This is a genomic window from Cyclobacterium sp. 1_MG-2023 (assembly GCF_030546805.1).
In the GTDB taxonomy this organism is placed as follows: Bacteria; Bacteroidota; Bacteroidia; order Cytophagales; family Cyclobacteriaceae; genus Cyclobacterium.
The window spans coordinates 154182-171776 of sequence record NZ_JAUOPC010000011.1 but is presented as its reverse complement, the minus strand read 5'-3'; the positions used below and the strand labels follow the sequence as shown (position 1 = coordinate 171776).

Genomic DNA, 17595 nt, shown 5'->3' with positions numbered 1-17595 from the left:
GAAGGCTACTCAAAGCAGGGTCTTATTCCCCCCAGAATAGGCCCTGCGATTTGCTTTTAACCGGTATCGATGTATGCCATGATTTTGCTGTTAATTGAACAATTCTACTTTTCTGTTCTCAATCTTATAATTTAAGCCGGATGTAAAATTTACCCCTCGCATTACATTTTCAAGTGATTCATTGATATAGGTACCGGAGTAGACCCAACTTTTTCTTATTTCACCTTTTAGTATAATTTCAACGCCATACCAAGCCTCAATTTTTTTCCTGCAATTTTCGAAATTGTCAGAATCAAATACGAGTACATTGTCTTTCCAACCTGTTACTTTAAGTGTATCAAAATCACTTTTATACAAATCTCCACTTTTCTCCATGACCAACATTTCATCAGGGTATAAAGAGACCTGGTTGCCTTTCTGATCCTTAACCATAACCTTCCCTGTCATCAAGGCTACGGACAATTTATTTTCTTCCACCTTCACATTGAATGATGTCCCCATAACTTCTATTTTGGTACCACCAATTAAAACCGTAAATGGTTTACCGTTTTTCTTTATTTCAAAGAACCCTTCCCCTTTTAATTCTACCCAGCGATTGGAGGTAGCTAAATCTGAAGGGTAACTGATCTCACTTGATGAATTGAGGTGCACTTTACTACTATCTGCCAAAGTTATAAGGGAGCGACTACCTAAGGGAGTGCTTCGTTTTATCACAAAAGTTTTGTTTGATACAGGAGCAGGTTCTGAATAAAGAAAAGTATGGTAGTAACCCATCCATGCACAAAATCCGAAAATTAAAATAGCTGCAATGTTTTTAATATTGTTGTTCTTGTCAGAATTTAAAAACCCCCTTCCATATTTCCCTTTTTCTTTATCTGCACTTAATATATTTTCAAAAATATCTATGTAAGCAGAATCAGTTAAGTGCTCCCCTTCTTTATAACTAACCCCTCGTATAATGGAAATAGCCTTTAACACAATCTCGCGTTTTTCAGGATGCTCTATTAGCCATTTTTCCCAAAAATGTTGGGTATTCTTGTCCGGATTCTTTACCCAAAGGATAAAAAATTCATCTGCAAGAAAATCTACTAATTCAAAATCTTTGTACCTCATTGGATTACAATCACTCTTTAGGTTTAATTTCCTGACCAACAAGAATCTCTTTAAGGCTAGCCATTGCTCTATACACAATTTTTCTTGCTGTTTTAACCTCATTAAACCCCATTGTATCAGCTACTTCTTTATAGCTCATTCCCTCTTCATACAAAAGTAAAATGGCTTGCCGCTGCCTGCTTGTTAATTGACCTAACGCTTCTCTTACCAGCTCCTTGTTGGCCATCTCTTTTTCTCTTTGAATCATTATGGATTCAGGACAAATAGATATAGGGAAAAATTGATCCTTTATTTCTTCAAACCTGATCTCTGATACCTTATCAGCTTTTAAATTTTTTAAAATTTCTCTGGTTAAAATTTTAAATAAATATGCCCTAATACATTCAACTTCTCCCAAAGCACCTCTTTTTCTCCTTAGGCTAATAAATATATTTTGAATGCAATCTTTAATCAGCTCGGTATCCTTAGTTATCTGGGAACCATAATGATACATCCTTTTGACATGGCTGCGATAAATTAAATTAAATGCCAATTCATCTCCATTATCAAAAGCTTTCCATACCTCCCTGTCAGGTTTCTCTTTAATGGATTCAGGAGGTTCTATATGAAAAGATGACACCTTAGGCTGAACTGAATAATTATTCTTTTTAATTATTGATTTCATTTCTAGTTAGTGGTAAAGGTTGATGGTATCCTCTTTTAAAGAAGAGCATAAAAAAATGAAAAACAACCCCATTAAAAAATAATTTTTTTATCAAAATAGTAAAATAAGTATATTTAATATATTTTTTCTTAATTAACAAAATTAAATACATTTTTACTTAAGTTTGTAAAATATTATAGGGTGCGTACCCGAAAAATTCCACACCAACTAAAAACCTATTGATAAATAATAAAAAACCTTGATATTATGCTAAAAGATATTGGTGCTTCAAAAGATGTTATGTAGCGTGAAGGATTCCGGAAAAATTGCCTTTTTATCACTTTTCTCTCCATAAAACAAAACTGATATCTACATTTAAACCAAGCAATAATAAGGCATAAATTATATCCCTCCTTTTACACAAGGCTATTATAAATGGCAAGCATGGCATGGTGCACATGCTCCAAAACTTCATGTATCCCCACCTGCTTTCTCATAATTATATCAAATGAAATTCAAATTTTGGCACTTAATTATTACCAGTTTGGCAATTAAACAAGCCTAATAAAAATAAATTAGCTATTTTGTACGATTAACATCCAATAGATATGGGATAACCCTCTAATAAACCTAATCTATTGAATAATTAGTATCAATTAACAAACAATAATTTTTGCCCAACAAAGCATGTACATGAGCACAAAAACATCAGCCCTAAAACTATTATTTATCGCATTTTTGTTTTCACAAATTTCCGCTTGCACCCAAAGTAAAGAACAAACCTCCATTGAAGATTACCCAGATCCGGCAATCAACCCCAGCTCCAATTTAATGCTTACAGGGGATTGGTTTGGGCATCCACATGACATAGATTTTGATAACCTTCCCAAAATACCCTCACAACATGCCCTCGTGAGTGATGTAACACCTGAAGACCTCGATAATACTACTGTCTCAGAAGCTAAAAAAGGCAAGGGTGGTGTAAATCAGCATTCTTACCTTACTTTTTATGACAACAAATACTGGCTAATGTGGAGTGATGGACCGGGGGTTGAAGACAGGGTTGGTCAGGTAGTAAAATATGCCACCAGCCCCGATGGCCTTAATTGGACTGATCCTGATTTCCTTACGCCTTACCCTGAAGGTTCGGGACCTGAATCAACTCATTACAATACCCGAACGGAAAAGGGAATGCGTTGGATTTCACGAGGCTTCTGGCAAAGGGAAGGAGAGCTTCTCGCCTTAGCATCTCTTGATGAAGCGGCTGGTTTTTTTGGTCCAAGTTTGGAATTAAGGGCATTCAAGTGGAACATGGCTTCCAAAGCATGGGAAGAAAAAGGACTTGTCTATAAAAATGCAATCAATAATTTCCCTCCAAAATTGCTTCCATCCGGAGATTGGTTGATGTCTAGAAGAGCCTATGACTATAAGGAAAGTGGCATTGAATTTCTTCTCGGTGGGACTAAAGGTTTTGACCAATGGGAGTCTTACCCGGTCATGGGATCCACAGCTGATATGGACCCGGAAGAACCCTATTGGTGGATTCTTCCTGACGGAAAAAATCTGATGGCACTTTTTCGAGACAATAGAAAAAGTGGCTACCTATACAGGGCATTTTCCATAGACAATGGAAGGACCTGGAGCAATCCTGTACGGACTAACTTCCCTGATGCCAGGTCAAAATTTAATGGTTTAAGGTTAAGTGATGGCAGGTATGTGCTGGTGTCCAACCCACATCCTAAAAGAAGAGATCCACTTGCCTTGTCAATAAGCGAAGATGGAATGGTATTTACAAAAATGGGTTACCTCACCGGTGGTCGCCATATTGATTATCCCCATGTAATTGAGCATGATGGTCATTTGCTTGTTGCATTTGCCGGATCAGCCAAACAAAAAATCGAAGTTTTAAAAATCAAAATTTCAGATTTGGACAAACTGGAAATGCCTACTTTAAATTAGCAAGGTGAAAATTGGCACCTCCCCTTATTGGTTTATAAAACAGGTTTTCCAAAAGCTCCGATAAAATCATGAAAAGAAGAAATTTTATAAGAATAAGTGCATTAAGCACCTTAATTTCAGGAAGCGGGCTGACTGTCTCCTGCATGGATCAAAATTCAGGTTCAAAAATAGAGGATATCACTGATATTGCCGTGGTCGGCGGTACTCCTGCAGGAATAATGGCTGCTATTGCAGCCGCTAGAATGGGTTCCAATGTAATACTTACAGCCTACCATTCACATCTTGGGGGAATGTCCACAAGTGGATTGGGAAAAAGTGACATAGAAAACAAGGAAGCCATTGCAGGACTTTTTAAAGAATTTACAGAAAAAGTACTGCAATACTATATCGATAAATATGGGGAAAATTCCGATAATGTCAAGCGTTGCAAGGAAGGCTATTATTATGAACCATCCGTTGCCGAACTTGTATTCAACCAAATGATAGCTGAGGAAAAGAATATCAAGATATTGTTCAATTATCAATTGGAAGAGGCTGAATTAAATTCCGGGAAAATCTCTAGGCTTGGATTTAAAGATAGAAAAACCGGTGAGAACAAATTTCTTAAAGCTGAAGTATTTATAGATGCCACCTACGAAGGTGATGTTTTTGCCCTTGCCGGGGCAGGTTACCGTTTGGGAAGGGAAGGAAAAGAAGAATTTGGAGAAAAGCATGCAGGGCATATATTTTTTGATTTCAACGAAAAAAAGTTTTTGGAAGGAGGAACCGGAGAGGGGGATGACAGATTGCCGGCCTATACTTATAGACTTTGCATGACAGATGATCCTGAAAACAGCTATGTGCTTTCTGAGCCTCCTTCGGGGTATGACAGAAGCAAATATTTGGCTTATTTCAAAGATTTGGAAGAAAAGAGGTTAAGTGCACCCAAGGTGTTTAAAGAGGGGCATGGCTATTATGCAGACCACTTTGATACAATGGTTAGGGTTTTTTCCTTCACCGAAATACCAAACCGAAAGTATGATGTCAACATCAATCCAAGGCCTTTGGGCTTTCCATTTGTTGGAGAAAATTATGCTTATCCCGAATCCAACTGGGATACCAGAGAAAGAATATTTCAGCAACATAGAGAATTAACCCTAGGCTTGATTTATTTTGTTCAGAATGATCCGGAAATACCGGAAGAACAGCGGAATCTGGCCATGAAATACCATCTGCCAAAGGATGAATTTACGGACAACGACCACTTCCCCTGGCAATTGTATATTCGTGAGGCCAGGCGACTAAAAGGAAAATATACCCTTACAGAAAATGACGTCACCCTGAATGGGCAGGCTCAAAGAACCACAGTTTTTGAAGACACCATTATCACGGGTGAATTTCCTATAGATAGTTTTCCTGTTTCTAAGATTCCATCTAAGGACAATAAAGTATTGGAAGGCTATATAGGAATGTATGAAATATCTCCTTACCAAATTCCATACAGGATTCTGGTTCCTGAAAAAGTCCTGGGATTGATTGTTCCGGTGGCGGCATCCACAACACATGTTGCCTATTCAACCGTAAGAATGGAACCCTTATGGATGGGAATCGGGCAGGTTGCCGGAATTGCTGCTCACCTGTCTAGAAAATTACAGGTAGAAATTAAAGATGTACCTGTGTTACAACTCCAGGACATTCTAATTAAGAGGCATCAGATTTTAACTTACTTTAAAGACATTGACAGGTCTGACAAGGCATTTGATGCAGTACAATTTTGGGGTACCAAAGGGTTTTTTGATTCCTATTTGGCAAAGCCACAGGAGAATTTATCTATCGAAGATTATAAGCTATGGCTGGGTATTTTCAAAGACATTACCAAGAATCCAGAAATAATCATCAATGCGGAGCTGAACAATCATGGCCAAACTGTGCCAATTTCAGTCCTTCAGAAGACCCTTCAAACCGTGTATAAACCCGGTGAAAAAACCCTGCAAGCGGAATCCTGGTTATATGAAAAAAGAGCCCCTGAATCCGATGTCCTACGAGGGGAAGCCTGCATGGCAATGTACCAATTGTATCAAGCAACTGAATTGTCTTAGGACAAATACAACTAAAACTTAACACTAATGAGAAATCCATTATACATATTTCTCTAAGGCCTGCATAAATAATAATCAACATTGATCCATGCCAACCATCTAACCCTAATTCTCGGAATGTGGATTGAAATTTAAGATTGACTAATTGAAAAATCTTTACAAATCTTCGATAACGTTTCCGTTACTATTTTTAGAATATTGTTTCATTATTTCTCTTGTATTGACTATATAGTAAAGAGATTACCGCATATACAGAAATTTCATTGACAGAAGGAATCCTTTTACCATACTAATTTTTACAACTTATTTTGACCACAAAAGAACTTGAAAAATGAAAAATAACCGCAGAGAATTTATCAAAGTTGCCGGCATGGCCGGTGCAGGTATTGTTGTAGGTGCCAGCAACTCACAGGCTGAACCCCAAAAAAAACAGTTACACAAGCAATCTTTCAATATGCATGGTTATGCCGCTCCAAAAATGGACAGGGTACGGATTGGATTGATTGGAGTGGGAAGTCGTGGTTCAGGAACATTAAATCGTTTTGCAAGTATAGATAATGTGGATATTATGGCTTTGTGTGATATCCTCCCAGGCAATATTGAAAAAGCACTTAAAACAATAGAAGGTTATGGACATAACCCGGACACCTATACAGATGGTGAAGAAGCTTACAAAGCATTGTGTGATCGAAATGATATAGACCTGATTTACATTGCTACCCCTTGGAAATTTCATGCGCCCATAGCCGTTTATGCCATGGAAAGAGACAAACATGTTTATACTGAATTGCCGGTAGGTATTTCCCTGGAAGAATGCTGGCAGGTGGTGGAAACTTCGGAAAGAACAAAAAAGCATTGCTTTATGGGCTGTGGTTCTTGTCACGACGGCATGTCTGCCACTGTTCTAAATATGGTAAGAGATGGCTTCTTTGGTGATTTGGTTCATGGAGAAGGTAATTATGTTCATGATAGGGTAAATGGATCGGACAGATGGGAAAGAGATGCCGACAATTGGTTTGGCTACCGACCATGGCGCTTAAAGGAAAATGTAGGCAGGAATGGCAACCTTTACCCACAACATGGTCTAGGGCCAGCTGCACAAATGATGGACCTCAATTACGGAGATCAAATGGAGTATTTGGTATCCATTTCCAGCGGTGATTTTACCATGGCGCCTAAAATGAAAGAACTGGCAGAAAAAGATCCCTATTTTGAGCCTTATGATGGACTGAAATTCCGTGGAAACATGAATACTACTCTTATCCGAACCTATAAAGGAAGAACAATCATGTTGCAACATGATATCAGCTCACCACGGCCCGGTTCCAGATTCCAATTGATCAGTGGTTCTAAAGGCATTTATGAAGCAAGACCACCGAGAATAGCTGTTAGTGAGGAGTATATGGAAGAAAGTGAATTCAAAGCATTGGTAGAAAAATACACACCCAATATCACCAAAAAATTTAATGAAAAAGTAACCCAGGCTGGTGGCATAAAAGGAAGCAGAGGCTATGAAAGGGTTACCGCCAGTGATTGGCGATTGATTGATTGTCTTCGAAATGGCCTACCATTGGAAATGGATGTGTATGATGCAGCCTTGTGGACTGCCGTCACTCCATTGAGTGAGCAATCAGTAGCCCAACAAGGCAAAACAATGAAGGTCCCTGACTTTACCTCAGGTGCTTGGAAAACCAATAAACGTGGAATGGACATTGATTTAAAAGAAGGGGGAACAACCAATTTAATCTAAGGGCCGGCAGGTAATGTTTCATGAATAGTAAAGGTACATTTCCACTGAAGATAATTTTCTTTTGTCTATTACTTAATGTTTCTTGTAATGGCCCCGCAGAAAAGAAATCTCCTCAAAAGCTGGCGTTGGAAAATATCATCTCAGGGAAAGAACTGTCAAAAAAACATTGCCAACGCTGTCATTTGTATCCAGAACCGCCTGAGCTGGATACAAAAACCTGGGAGCGGTCTGTATTACCTTTGATGGGGCGGTTATTTGGGGTCTATGAAGCAGAAGTACCGAGAAGTAAAATCCTGGAAGGTGCTATTAACAGAAAGTCAGTTGAGAAACTTCATATGTTCCCTGAGAAACCTGGCATTTCTTCTGAGGATTGGCAAAAAATCAAGGCTTACTACCTTGCTGAAGCCCCGGTAACACTTGACCAAACCATTTGGGATGAAAATAAAATCACCCATTTGGAAGGTTTTGAAATGGTGGAGCCGGAAGAAAATGGGAAGCTGCATAACATAACGTTCTTAAAAACAGATTCCAATCATAAGGGCATCTTTGTAGGCAGTGCTTCTGGGGAGCGGGGTTCTCTGGCCATTTTAAATAGTGACAACAAAATTTCTCAAATGATCCCTCTTCCTTCTGCCCCGACAGATATAGCATTTGGTAAGGACGAACTCTCGATCACACTGGCTGGTTCGCTCAGGCTTTCCCTAGGGAAAAACAAATTTGGAGATTTGATCACCTTGTTCAGAAATCCCGGTGAACTTCAGTATTCCTCCTTTAGGAAATTTTTGAGCCAATTGAACCGACCTGTTCAAACTGTTTTTGAAGACATAAATGGCAATGGGCTCACGGACATTCTGGTAGCAGAATTCGGCTATTATACCGGAGCCCTTACCTTGTTTGAAAACACAGGCAATCCGGAGCAACCTTATAAAAAAACCACCTTAAAGAATGTCGCGGGAGCCATTCACACCGATGTTCAGGACATGAACGGAGATGGGAAAAAGGACATCATCACGCTTTTTTCTCAAGGCGATGAGGGAATTTCCATTTTTTATAATGAAGGGGAGGGTCAATTTACCGAAGAAAGAATTCTCCGGTTTCCTCCAACTTATGGTTCCGTATCTTTTGATTTGGTGGACTTTAACCAAGATGGACACCTGGACATTCTTTATGGAAATGGAGACAATGGAGATTACCCGCCTATTTCAAAACCCTACCATGGGCTAAGAATATTTGAAAATGATGGAGAAAATAACTTCAAGCAGGTTTATTTTTTCCCTATGAATGGTGTCAATAAATGTGCTGCAGCAGATTTTGACCAGGATGGGCAACTTGAAATTGTGGCGGTGGCCTATTTCCCTGATTTTGGCTTAACACAGAGACAGGATTTTGTTTACCTAAAACAGGAAGCCCCGTATATTTATACACCTAAAATATTAGAAGCAAAATTAGATGCCAGATGGATAACTTTTGAAATTGGGGACATTGATTTAGATGGTGATTTGGATTTATTACTTGGATCCAATGGGAAATACTACTCCAAACCACCTACTTCAGCGGAAATCAAAAAGCCAAAAGGCCCCCTACTGATTTTAAAAAATCAAATGAAGCGAAAATGAAATTTTCTCTTTGCTATCACTTATCCAACAAGGTCATTATTTTATTTAAAAAAGGGAGTAATACTCTAATTGTTAACTAATTCCAGCCAATCCTCATCTAAAATTACCACAGGCCAATCACCAATGGGTATATTTTGGAAGGATAATACTTTACCATTTTTAGTGTAATGATCTTTGTCGAGTTCATAAACATTACCATCCATAAGGTTCAGGAATACAGGATTTTTAATTTTAGTATGTGTTATGGTAAAGTTCACCAATTCGGTATCCATAAGATCCTCAGGTTTCTCACCTCCTATCCATAAGGTGATGGCTGTCCCCCTCACACCCTTTTTTGTGTAAGAAAAAACGACCAAATCATTTATCTCTTTTAAAACTTCAGCTTTTTCGGTTTTGCTAATTTCTCCTGAAAAAACACTCACCGTATTTTGGAAGGTTTTATAGGATATTTTTGGTTTTTCTATACTTCCATCCGAGGCCACTTTCAAAAGACCCTTTGAATTGAGGCCTTCCAGATGGTCACCCATGGCATAATGCATGTCTGAAATCTGAAATACACTCGTAACATCTACGCCGTGGCCCATGTCCCCAAGCATCCTTCTCAGCACCCATTTGGCCTGTGAAATTTCAGACCAGTCATATTTCGTCATCGCCCCAACAGATTGGCCTTTGGGCGTACTGGGTGCACCATTTTCTCCCTGCCAAAGTTCAATTTTAGGGTCGAAAGAGCTAACAAGTTCTCTTAATTTAGCTACTGCCGAATATGATTTTTCCGGCACAGAATTATAACCATGAAATGAAAGCACATCAAATTGATCCAATTTGTTTTTAGCCTTTAAAATATCCAGAATTGACTTTACATATTCTGTCCTACTCAAACCTGCAAGGCCTAGGGCAATAATTTTAGAATCGGGTTGGATACTTTTGATAATATCCCCGGTACGAACATGAAAAGCAGCAAACTCCTCGGCTGACATTTTTTTACTGATATCAGGTTCATTCCAAATTTCCCATTCCTTAACCTTATCCTTATACCTGATTACCATGGCTTCAACCCACTGATCCCATGCTTCCAACGCCTCTTCTGAAGTGGGTATTCCTCCGGCTAAAGCAGCGTCCCCTCCACCTTGATAAATGGGATTACCATAGGAAACCTGCAGCCAAGGTTGAACACCTTGGGACAAAGCATCATCAATTATTTGATCCAACCATTCAAAATCATAAACCCCTTTTGTTTGTTCACATTTTGCCCATCCTCCTTGTAGTCGGATACGCTTTGCTCCTGATGGGCCAAGATATTCTTTATACGCATGGTAATCAGCATAATCTCGATCTAAGGTTTCGCCTCCTATTGACCACCTTGAATATTCTATTTCCTTGGAAGAATAGGTTTTTAGTTTTCCCAACATATCAAAAGAATAATTTTCTTGGGCCAATCCTTTTTCGGTCAATAGCCAGAAAAGGCCAATAATAAATATTTTAAGGTATCTCATGGTCAAAATTTATGCTTTGTCAGTTTTATATTTTAAGGTCTTTATTTCTTATTTCAAAGGAATTTCTACCATTTATTACTTCTAGTCCCAATTTTTTGGTCAACATTATATCCATATTGAACTCGAATTCCGCTTATGGTCATTGGGGCCTTAATATAAAAAGAATATTTCTGCCCGGTTTGATTACCTATCACCACCGGTTGCATTTCAAACCTTCTCTCTAAGCAAAAAAAACACTAAGCTTATCCGCTTTTGAAATCTAAATTGTAGAAAGGATGTCAGATGGATCACCTTTGAAATCAGTGGCGTTCATCCGGTTGGAAAATAAATTTATTTATTTGGTACAAATGGGAAACACAACTCTAAAACACCTACCTCAGCGCATATTAAAAAAGTGAATAATCCCTGAATTATTCAAAAAATTACAATGAAACTATTGCAAAATTAAATTAGAAATAGGCCATTAATAAATCAATCGACAATTCCTATTTTGCCTATACAACTAAACTAGCCAGATCATTTATTTTTCTTGATTCGTATTTCTATGAATAAGTTCATGAATAAATGCCAATTTCTTGCTAACCGGAGCTGAAATAACAAAAGGGTAGGTATCCGGAAGACCCATGCTCCTATTTAAACTATTTAAGGACAAAGACAAAGAAGTCCATTGATTGAGCAGCATTGAAAAATCAATGTAACCGTAAGCATCCTCCGAAAATTGAGTGGAAACAATATCAGGAATCCCTGTTAACTTGGGGTTTATTGACAATCCAAAAGCATAAGCTGTCTCTAAAGTGTCCACTATATGAAGGTAATGCGCCCATGATTCCGCCCAATCTTCCCAGGGGTGTGCACTGGCATAAGAAGAAATAAAGTTCTCCTGCCAGTTTTCAGGAGCCCCGTTACTGTAATGCAATTCCAGCGCCTTGGAGTAGGACATCCTTTCGTCTCCAAAAACAGACCGGAATTTTTCCAGCCATTCCGTTTCTGCGATCAATACTTCCCAATAATAATGACCGATTTCATGTCTGAAATGTCCCAAAACGGTCCTATATACTTCGTCCATTTGTTTTCTAGCCATGGCCCGTTCTACATCGTCAGCCTCGGCAATGTTCATGGTAATAATACCTGAAGCATGTCCTGTTAAGACATTTTCCTGTTGTTGACTGGCCTTAAACTCAAAACCCAGCCCTTTACCGGAAGATGCATTCCAAGGAAAAAAAGGTAGATCCCAGCGCAATAAGGCATACACCAGCCTGTGTTTGGCTAGTTCGATTTTTATCCACCTTTTCTTATAGGCAGGATTAACCAAATCCGGTATTACTCGGTTTAGAGAACAGGCCCTGCAATAACGGTCTTTTGAGGCATAAGGGATCAACCAGTTGCAGGCATCTAACTTATTATTTTCGCAGAAGCGAAAGGCTACCTTTCCCTCATCCTTTGTGATAAAATAGTCCTTGGATTCTTCAATAGCCAGCAGATTCATACTTATCGAATCAAATCCCAATAGGGACTGACAATGACTGCAATGCGTATTTTCGAAAAAAGTCAACTGCCGGCAATGGCCACATTGGAAAAGTTTCATGGTTAATGTTTTAGGCAATGTAACGAAATTCAGCGATAATAAAACAAAACAAGAATTTCGAATTCACTTATGAAATTTAGGCTTGCAAACCATTTACCATTGTCAATAAACCAACATAATGGATTAAGCCTTATGACTTAAATTAAGCCATAAGCCTTCAATTTATATTTTATCAGGCACCACAAAGGGTTCTCTATATATTCTTGAGAGCATGGTGTCTGCTTCAGAATCATTGGCAAAGCGTTCATAATCTCCCATAAATTTTAACTCGCGTTTCACTCGGTAAGAGATATTGGCTAGCAATGGTAAGGCTGTAGAATAAAATCCCTCACGCATGTCACATTGTAGCATTTTATGGTCCCCGGAACGAATCGTCTCAATAAAATTGGAGAAGAGTGTGGCCGTTTGTTCTACATTATCTTTGGAGCCGGCAAAGGTTTTTGTCTCTCGATGATGGAAAGCTCTCCATGAATTGCCACTAATTTCCAACCAGCCATCTTCTCCATAAAAAAGGTTACCTACTTCTTGACCTCCACTGCCTTCATGGTTGGTATATCGACCTCGGGCTTCATATTCCAACAAAGTTCCATCAGTATATTTGAATAAGCCGGATTGAATATTTGGCGTTTCCTGTCCGGACTTATCATGTCCATAGGTGTTTACATCTCCATAAACCCTGGTTCCCGGTGCACAATTTTCAGGCGGACAATCATCCAAGTTAAAGCCATAAATGCCACCCATGGAATATATGGTTTCAGGATGTTCATTTTTTTGCAGTCCCCATCGGGCAATATCCAATTGATGGGTTCCTGTATTTCCGGAGTCTCCATTTCCTGTATCCCAGTACCAGTGCCAATTGTAATGACTTTTTTTCTCATTATAAGGGCGGTAAAGCGCAGGTCCAAGCCATTGGTCATAATGAAAACCGGCGGGAGGAACACCATTATCAGCCGTCCCATAGGAGTTTCTCAGCTTAAAAGTCAGGGCTCTGGCCATATAGACTTTACCAATTCCCCCCTCATGCAAAAATTGTATGGCTTCCCTTACATTATTGAAAGATCGATTGGTTAGCCCTACCTGCACCGTTAATCCGGTTTTCTGAGCGGCTTGAATCATTTTCCTTCCCTCCCATATATTATGTGAGGCCGGTTTCTCTACATATACATGCTTACCAGCCTGCATCGCCCAGATGGAAGCCAAGGCATGCCAATGATTGGGCGTGGCAATAGAAACAGCATCTATCTCCTCATTATCTAACACTTTTCTTAAGTCCCATTCCAATTCAGGCTTCACCCCTGTTCTATCTCTCACAATCTTTGCTTTGGCATCAAATAAGTTTTCATCGGTATCACAAAGCACATTTAGGGTTACATTATGGCTGTCTTTAATTTTGCAGTAATTGTCAATATGAACAGTACCCTGGTTTCTAATACCGATTTGGGCAAGACGAATACGGTCATTCGAACCTATGATGGATGCATAACTTTTAGCACTAAAGGCCATTGCCCCAATGCTTAGCCCCGCAGAGCCTAATGCTGATTTTTTAATAAACTCTCTTCGTTTTGTCATGTTGATTTAAGATAAAATTTGGGTGAATAGCATAATAACCATAAATAATAATTAATTGAAACAAAAAGCGAATTTTTACATGTATTCTTTACTATTCAGGGTTAAAACAATAAATAACCTCTTGCTCAGCCGGGGCAGGAATTCATTGAACAAATCTAGAATCTAATTTGAATAGAAGCATTTCTAGCCAGCACTAAGTCAATCTTATTAATAAAATTAGAAAATAGACTCCCGAAATAGGTTATAGCGCTTCTTTAACCTGAAAAAATCATTTCAAAATCAGCCTTATCTTTGCTGTTATTAATTTCATCATAGCAATGCTATGATAAAACCTCCAAACAACCTGATTTAATACGAGGCCAACATTCCCTGAGAAAGCTCCGGAAATCCTATTGCATAATCCGAGATTATCAAATTCCTGACAGCTAAAAATCCAAGTTAGTTTAAACATGACTAGGCCTATTCTGTTTTGGGTACCATTATAAGATTGAAATAAATCATTGAATATTTTTTTCTCCATAAAACAATGCTTTCTATTGATTTATTTTTTTTATACTTTTAACCTCTTCTGCAATTTGATAAATAATCAATAGATTAATTGATCAAGCGCAAGCCAAAAACCTTTAATATCAATTAACATGCATACAACCTTAAATAATCTAACTCCCAAAATTTTTAGTAAAAGTTCTTTGGGTGGAATTATCATCTGCCTTTCCCTATTTAATACTAGCTGTAAAGAGGAGGTCCGGGAAGAACCTTTTTCCCTAAATGGAAAATATTATTCCGAGGACACACAACTCTATTTACCGGATGATTTGGAGGCAAGCTTATGGGCTGAATCCCCTCTTTTTTTCAATCCAACGAATATGGATGTAGACGCCAAAGGAAGAATCTGGGTTACTGAAGCCCTTAATTATCGTTTATTTCGTAATGACCCCAACAAATTTAAGCATCAGGAAGAAGGAGACAGGGTCATGATTCTTGAGGATAAAGACGGTGATGGAAAAGCTGAAAGCTCAAAGGTTTTTGTCCAAGACAAAGATTTAACTGCTCCCTTGGGTATTTCCGTAATAGGCAACAAAGTAATTGTTTCTAGCGGGCCTTCCGTGATCATCTATACAGATGAAGACGGTGATGACAAACCGGACAACAAAGAAATATTCTTAACCGGATTTGGCGGATATGATCATGATCATGGCTTACATGCCATGATGGCCGGGCCCGATGGAAAGTATTATTTTAATGCAGGAAATGCCGGACCACATATAGTAACAGACAAAAGCGGATGGACGCTCCGATCAGGAAGTTTATACAATGGTGGTTCCCCTCATATGATTGACAATGAACCGGGAATGGTAAGTGACGATGGTAAAGTCTGGGTTGGGGGTATTGCCATGAGCATCAACCCTGATGGTACCGGCTTAAAGGTATTGGGTCATAATTTCCGAAATTCTTATGAATTGGCTTTAGATAGCTATGGCAATATGTGGCAAAATGACAATGATGATGATGGCAACAAAGGGGTACGTGTTTCATGGTTAATGGAGGGTGGCAATATGGGCTATTTCAATCCAGATGGCTCCAGAAAATGGCAAGCGGATAGACGGCCGGGCCAATCCATTCCTATGGCACATTGGCATCAAGACGACCCTGGTGTAATCCCATTTGGGGACAATACCGGTTCAGGATCCCCTACAGGTATCACTTTCTATGAGAGTGATTTGATGGGAGAAAAATACCAAGGCACCCTACTCGCAAGTGAAGCAGGAAGAAACGTAATATTGGCTTACAAACCTGAAGCTAAAGGAGCCGGTTTTGAACTAAAAAGGCATAACTTGATTACTTCCTTGCCTGAAGAAGAGGTTGAAAATGCAAAAAGCCGCGCGACAGATGCAGACAAAACCAAATGGTTTCGGCCAAGTGATGTAGTAGTTGGAACCGATGGTGCCATCTATGTGGCGGATTGGTACGATGGCATGGTAGGTGGACACCGGATGATCGATAGCACCGGCTATGGTAGGATTTATCGAATTACTCCTAAAGGTAAAACTTTAAGCCGACCGGAAATTGACTTATCCACAACCCAAGGACAGATAGCCGCTTTGAAGAATCCGGCAGTAAATATTCGAAATGCCGGCTTTGGCTTGCTTGCATCCCAAGGTGCACAGGCAGTGGATGCAGTAAAAGAAGTGTTGAAGGATAAAAACCCTTACCATCAAGCAAGGGCCATTTGGCTTCTTTCCAAAATGGGCAATGAGGGGGTTCAAATTGTTGAGCAGCAGTTAGAGGCCGATAATCCTGATTTAAGGTTAACTGCTTTTAGGGCTTTGAGGCAGGTTAAATCTGATATTTTGCCCTTTGCCAATAAGTTAAGTAAAGACCCATCTGCTGCCGTGCGTAGGGAAGTAGCATTGGCCATGAGAGATATGCCATTGAACCAAGTAGAAAATGTTTTAATTGAACTGGCATCTCACCATGATGGTGATGACAGGTATTATGTAGAGGCATTAGGTTTAGCCATGGATGGTAAAGAAGAAGAGGTATATCCTACCCTTCTGGAAGAGTTGGGTGCTGAAGCCCTTGATTGGAAACCGGGGTTTGAAGACCTCACCTGGCGTTTGCATCCAAATCAAGCAGTCAACGACTTGAAAGAAAGGGCCATGTCCACACAATTGACAGAAGCACAACGAAAAAAAGCCGTAACAGCGCTCGGCTTTATCAATAACCAAAATGCAGTAAATGCCATGCAAGAAATTGCTGCTTCGGATATTGCGGATGTGAAAGACCAGGCTTTGTGGTGGTTGAGGTATAGAAGAAACAATGAATGGAATGGTTTTGAGATGGAAATTCCTGAATTAAAAGCTAACCTAAGCCCGGAAATCCAAAAGGAAATGTTGGCGAATAAATCCATTCTAACTCAAAACAGCAGCTCGGAAGCAGAAAAAATAAAAGCAGTCCAAGCCATGGCGAAAGACAAAACCGGTGGCATGATGTTGATTGGTTTGGCAGAAAAAGAAGCACTTTCGGCCCAATTGAAAACCGAAATTAGTAAGGTGATTTTCCAAAATCCTGAACAAGCCATTCGGGTATTGGCAGGTGATTATTTCAGTAAACCTACAACCGCACAGCCCATTACATTGGAAGATGTAAGTGCGATAGAAGGCGATGTAGCTAAAGGAAAGCAAGTTTTTCTAGGCAAATGTGCCACCTGTCATCAAGTAGGTGATGAAGGCCGTAACATTGGCCCAAATTTAAGCATGATTGGAGCCAAACTTGACCAGGATGGTTTGTTTGATGCCATCAGCAATCCAAGTGCCGGGGTGGCCTTTGGCTATGAAATGTGGCTGATCAGCTTAAAAGATGGAACAGTTGCTTATGGATTTCTACAAGCTGATGGACCCATTGTTGTTTTGGAAGGACTGCAAAATGAAGTATACAATATACAAGCAGAAGATATTGCCTCAAGAAAAAGATTTGCGACCAGCATTATGCCGAAACCTTCTGATTTAGCATTGAATGAAACTGATATTTCAAACCTTACTGCTTATTTGCAGGGATTGAAATAGCAACCCATAATAAAATTTAAAAAGAAATCGCCAATCATTTTCCGGTCTATGACTTAAGAAAATAATTGGCGATTTTATTTTAAACCGGAATATGAAATAGTAATTCGTGGGCTAGTCCTGAATCCAAATCAATTGATTATATACTGCAGCATAGCCAAGCTGATCTGGGTAAATAAAACTACAAAGCACCTGATTTTGAAGTGATTTCATCTGATAATAGAAT

At 39.2% G+C, this 17595-nt stretch carries 10 protein-coding genes; 5 read left to right on the top strand and 5 right to left on the bottom strand.

Annotated features, from left to right (window positions below):
- Window positions 1-90 precede the first annotated feature (90 nt).
- Complete coding sequence (locus tag Q4534_RS17545) at window positions 91-1113, bottom strand: FecR family protein (protein ID WP_303614454.1); 1023 nt, start codon at window positions 1111-1113, stop codon at window positions 91-93.
- Between the two features lie 10 nt (window positions 1114-1123).
- Complete coding sequence (locus tag Q4534_RS17540; RefSeq protein WP_303614453.1) at window positions 1124-1777, bottom strand: RNA polymerase sigma factor; 654 nt, start codon at window positions 1775-1777, stop codon at window positions 1124-1126.
- Window positions 1778-2449: 672 nt separating this feature from the next.
- On the opposite strand from Q4534_RS17540, the gene Q4534_RS17535 reads away from it, so the two are divergent.
- From Q4534_RS17535 to Q4534_RS17520, 4 genes are all read left to right on the top strand, one after another.
- Complete coding sequence (locus tag Q4534_RS17535; RefSeq protein ID WP_303614452.1) at window positions 2450-3715, top strand: exo-alpha-sialidase; 1266 nt, start codon at window positions 2450-2452, stop codon at window positions 3713-3715.
- 68 nt (window positions 3716-3783) lie between these two features.
- The gene (locus tag Q4534_RS17530) at window positions 3784-5793 is read left to right on the top strand and encodes an FAD-dependent oxidoreductase (RefSeq protein ID WP_303614451.1); all 2010 of its coding nucleotides are present in this window, start codon (window positions 3784-3786) and stop codon (window positions 5791-5793) included.
- A gap of 331 nt (window positions 5794-6124) precedes the next feature.
- Window positions 6125-7543 carry a Gfo/Idh/MocA family protein gene (locus Q4534_RS17525; RefSeq protein WP_303614450.1) on the top strand — a complete coding sequence of 473 codons (1419 nt, stop codon included), beginning with the start codon at window positions 6125-6127 and terminating at the stop codon, window positions 7541-7543.
- A 20-nt stretch (window positions 7544-7563) separates the two neighbouring features.
- Window positions 7564-9159, top strand: a complete 1596-nt coding sequence (locus Q4534_RS17520) for a VCBS repeat-containing protein (RefSeq protein WP_303614449.1) — start codon at window positions 7564-7566, stop codon at window positions 9157-9159.
- A 65-nt stretch (window positions 9160-9224) separates the two neighbouring features.
- Here the strand turns inward: Q4534_RS17520 and Q4534_RS17515 are convergent, their stop codons facing one another.
- The 3 genes from Q4534_RS17515 to Q4534_RS17505 all read right to left on the bottom strand — a co-directional run bounded on the left by Q4534_RS17515 (window position 9225) and on the right by Q4534_RS17505 (window position 13806).
- Complete coding sequence (locus Q4534_RS17515; RefSeq protein ID WP_303614448.1) at window positions 9225-10652, bottom strand: GH39 family glycosyl hydrolase; 1428 nt, start codon at window positions 10650-10652, stop codon at window positions 9225-9227.
- A 520-nt stretch (window positions 10653-11172) separates the two neighbouring features.
- Window positions 11173-12237, bottom strand: a complete 1065-nt coding sequence (locus tag Q4534_RS17510) for a putative zinc-binding metallopeptidase (protein ID WP_303614447.1) — start codon at window positions 12235-12237, stop codon at window positions 11173-11175.
- Window positions 12238-12399: 162 nt separating this feature from the next.
- Window positions 12400-13806, bottom strand: coding sequence for a Gfo/Idh/MocA family protein (locus Q4534_RS17505; RefSeq protein WP_303614446.1), 1407 nt, complete (start codon window positions 13804-13806; stop codon window positions 12400-12402).
- A gap of 638 nt (window positions 13807-14444) precedes the next feature.
- Between Q4534_RS17505 and Q4534_RS17500 the strand changes: the two genes are divergently transcribed.
- A complete protein-coding gene (locus Q4534_RS17500; RefSeq protein WP_303614445.1) occupies window positions 14445-17372 on the top strand; it encodes a PVC-type heme-binding CxxCH protein in 2928 nt (975 codons plus the stop codon).
- Window positions 17373-17595: the final 223 nt, after the last annotated feature.

Excerpts from the sequence above, each read along its gene's own strand:
- Q4534_RS17545 (WP_303614454.1), bottom strand. The coding sequence starts at position 1,113 with ATGAGGTACAAAGATTTTGAATTAGTAGATTTTCTTGCAGATGAATTT.
- Q4534_RS17540 (WP_303614453.1), bottom strand. The coding sequence starts at position 1,777 with ATGAAATCAATAATTAAAAAGAATAATTATTCAGTTCAGCCTAAGGTG.
- Q4534_RS17535 (WP_303614452.1), top strand. The coding sequence starts at position 2,450 with ATGAGCACAAAAACATCAGCCCTAAAACTATTATTTATCGCATTTTTG.
- Q4534_RS17530 (WP_303614451.1), top strand. The coding sequence starts at position 3,784 with ATGAAAAGAAGAAATTTTATAAGAATAAGTGCATTAAGCACCTTAATT.
- Q4534_RS17525 (WP_303614450.1), top strand. The coding sequence starts at position 6,125 with ATGAAAAATAACCGCAGAGAATTTATCAAAGTTGCCGGCATGGCCGGT.
- Q4534_RS17520 (WP_303614449.1), top strand. The coding sequence starts at position 7,564 with ATGAATAGTAAAGGTACATTTCCACTGAAGATAATTTTCTTTTGTCTA.
- Q4534_RS17515 (WP_303614448.1), bottom strand. The coding sequence starts at position 10,652 with ATGAGATACCTTAAAATATTTATTATTGGCCTTTTCTGGCTATTGACC.
- Q4534_RS17510 (WP_303614447.1), bottom strand. The coding sequence starts at position 12,237 with ATGAAACTTTTCCAATGTGGCCATTGCCGGCAGTTGACTTTTTTCGAA.
- Q4534_RS17505 (WP_303614446.1), bottom strand. The coding sequence starts at position 13,806 with ATGACAAAACGAAGAGAGTTTATTAAAAAATCAGCATTAGGCTCTGCG.
- Q4534_RS17500 (WP_303614445.1), top strand. The coding sequence starts at position 14,445 with ATGCATACAACCTTAAATAATCTAACTCCCAAAATTTTTAGTAAAAGT.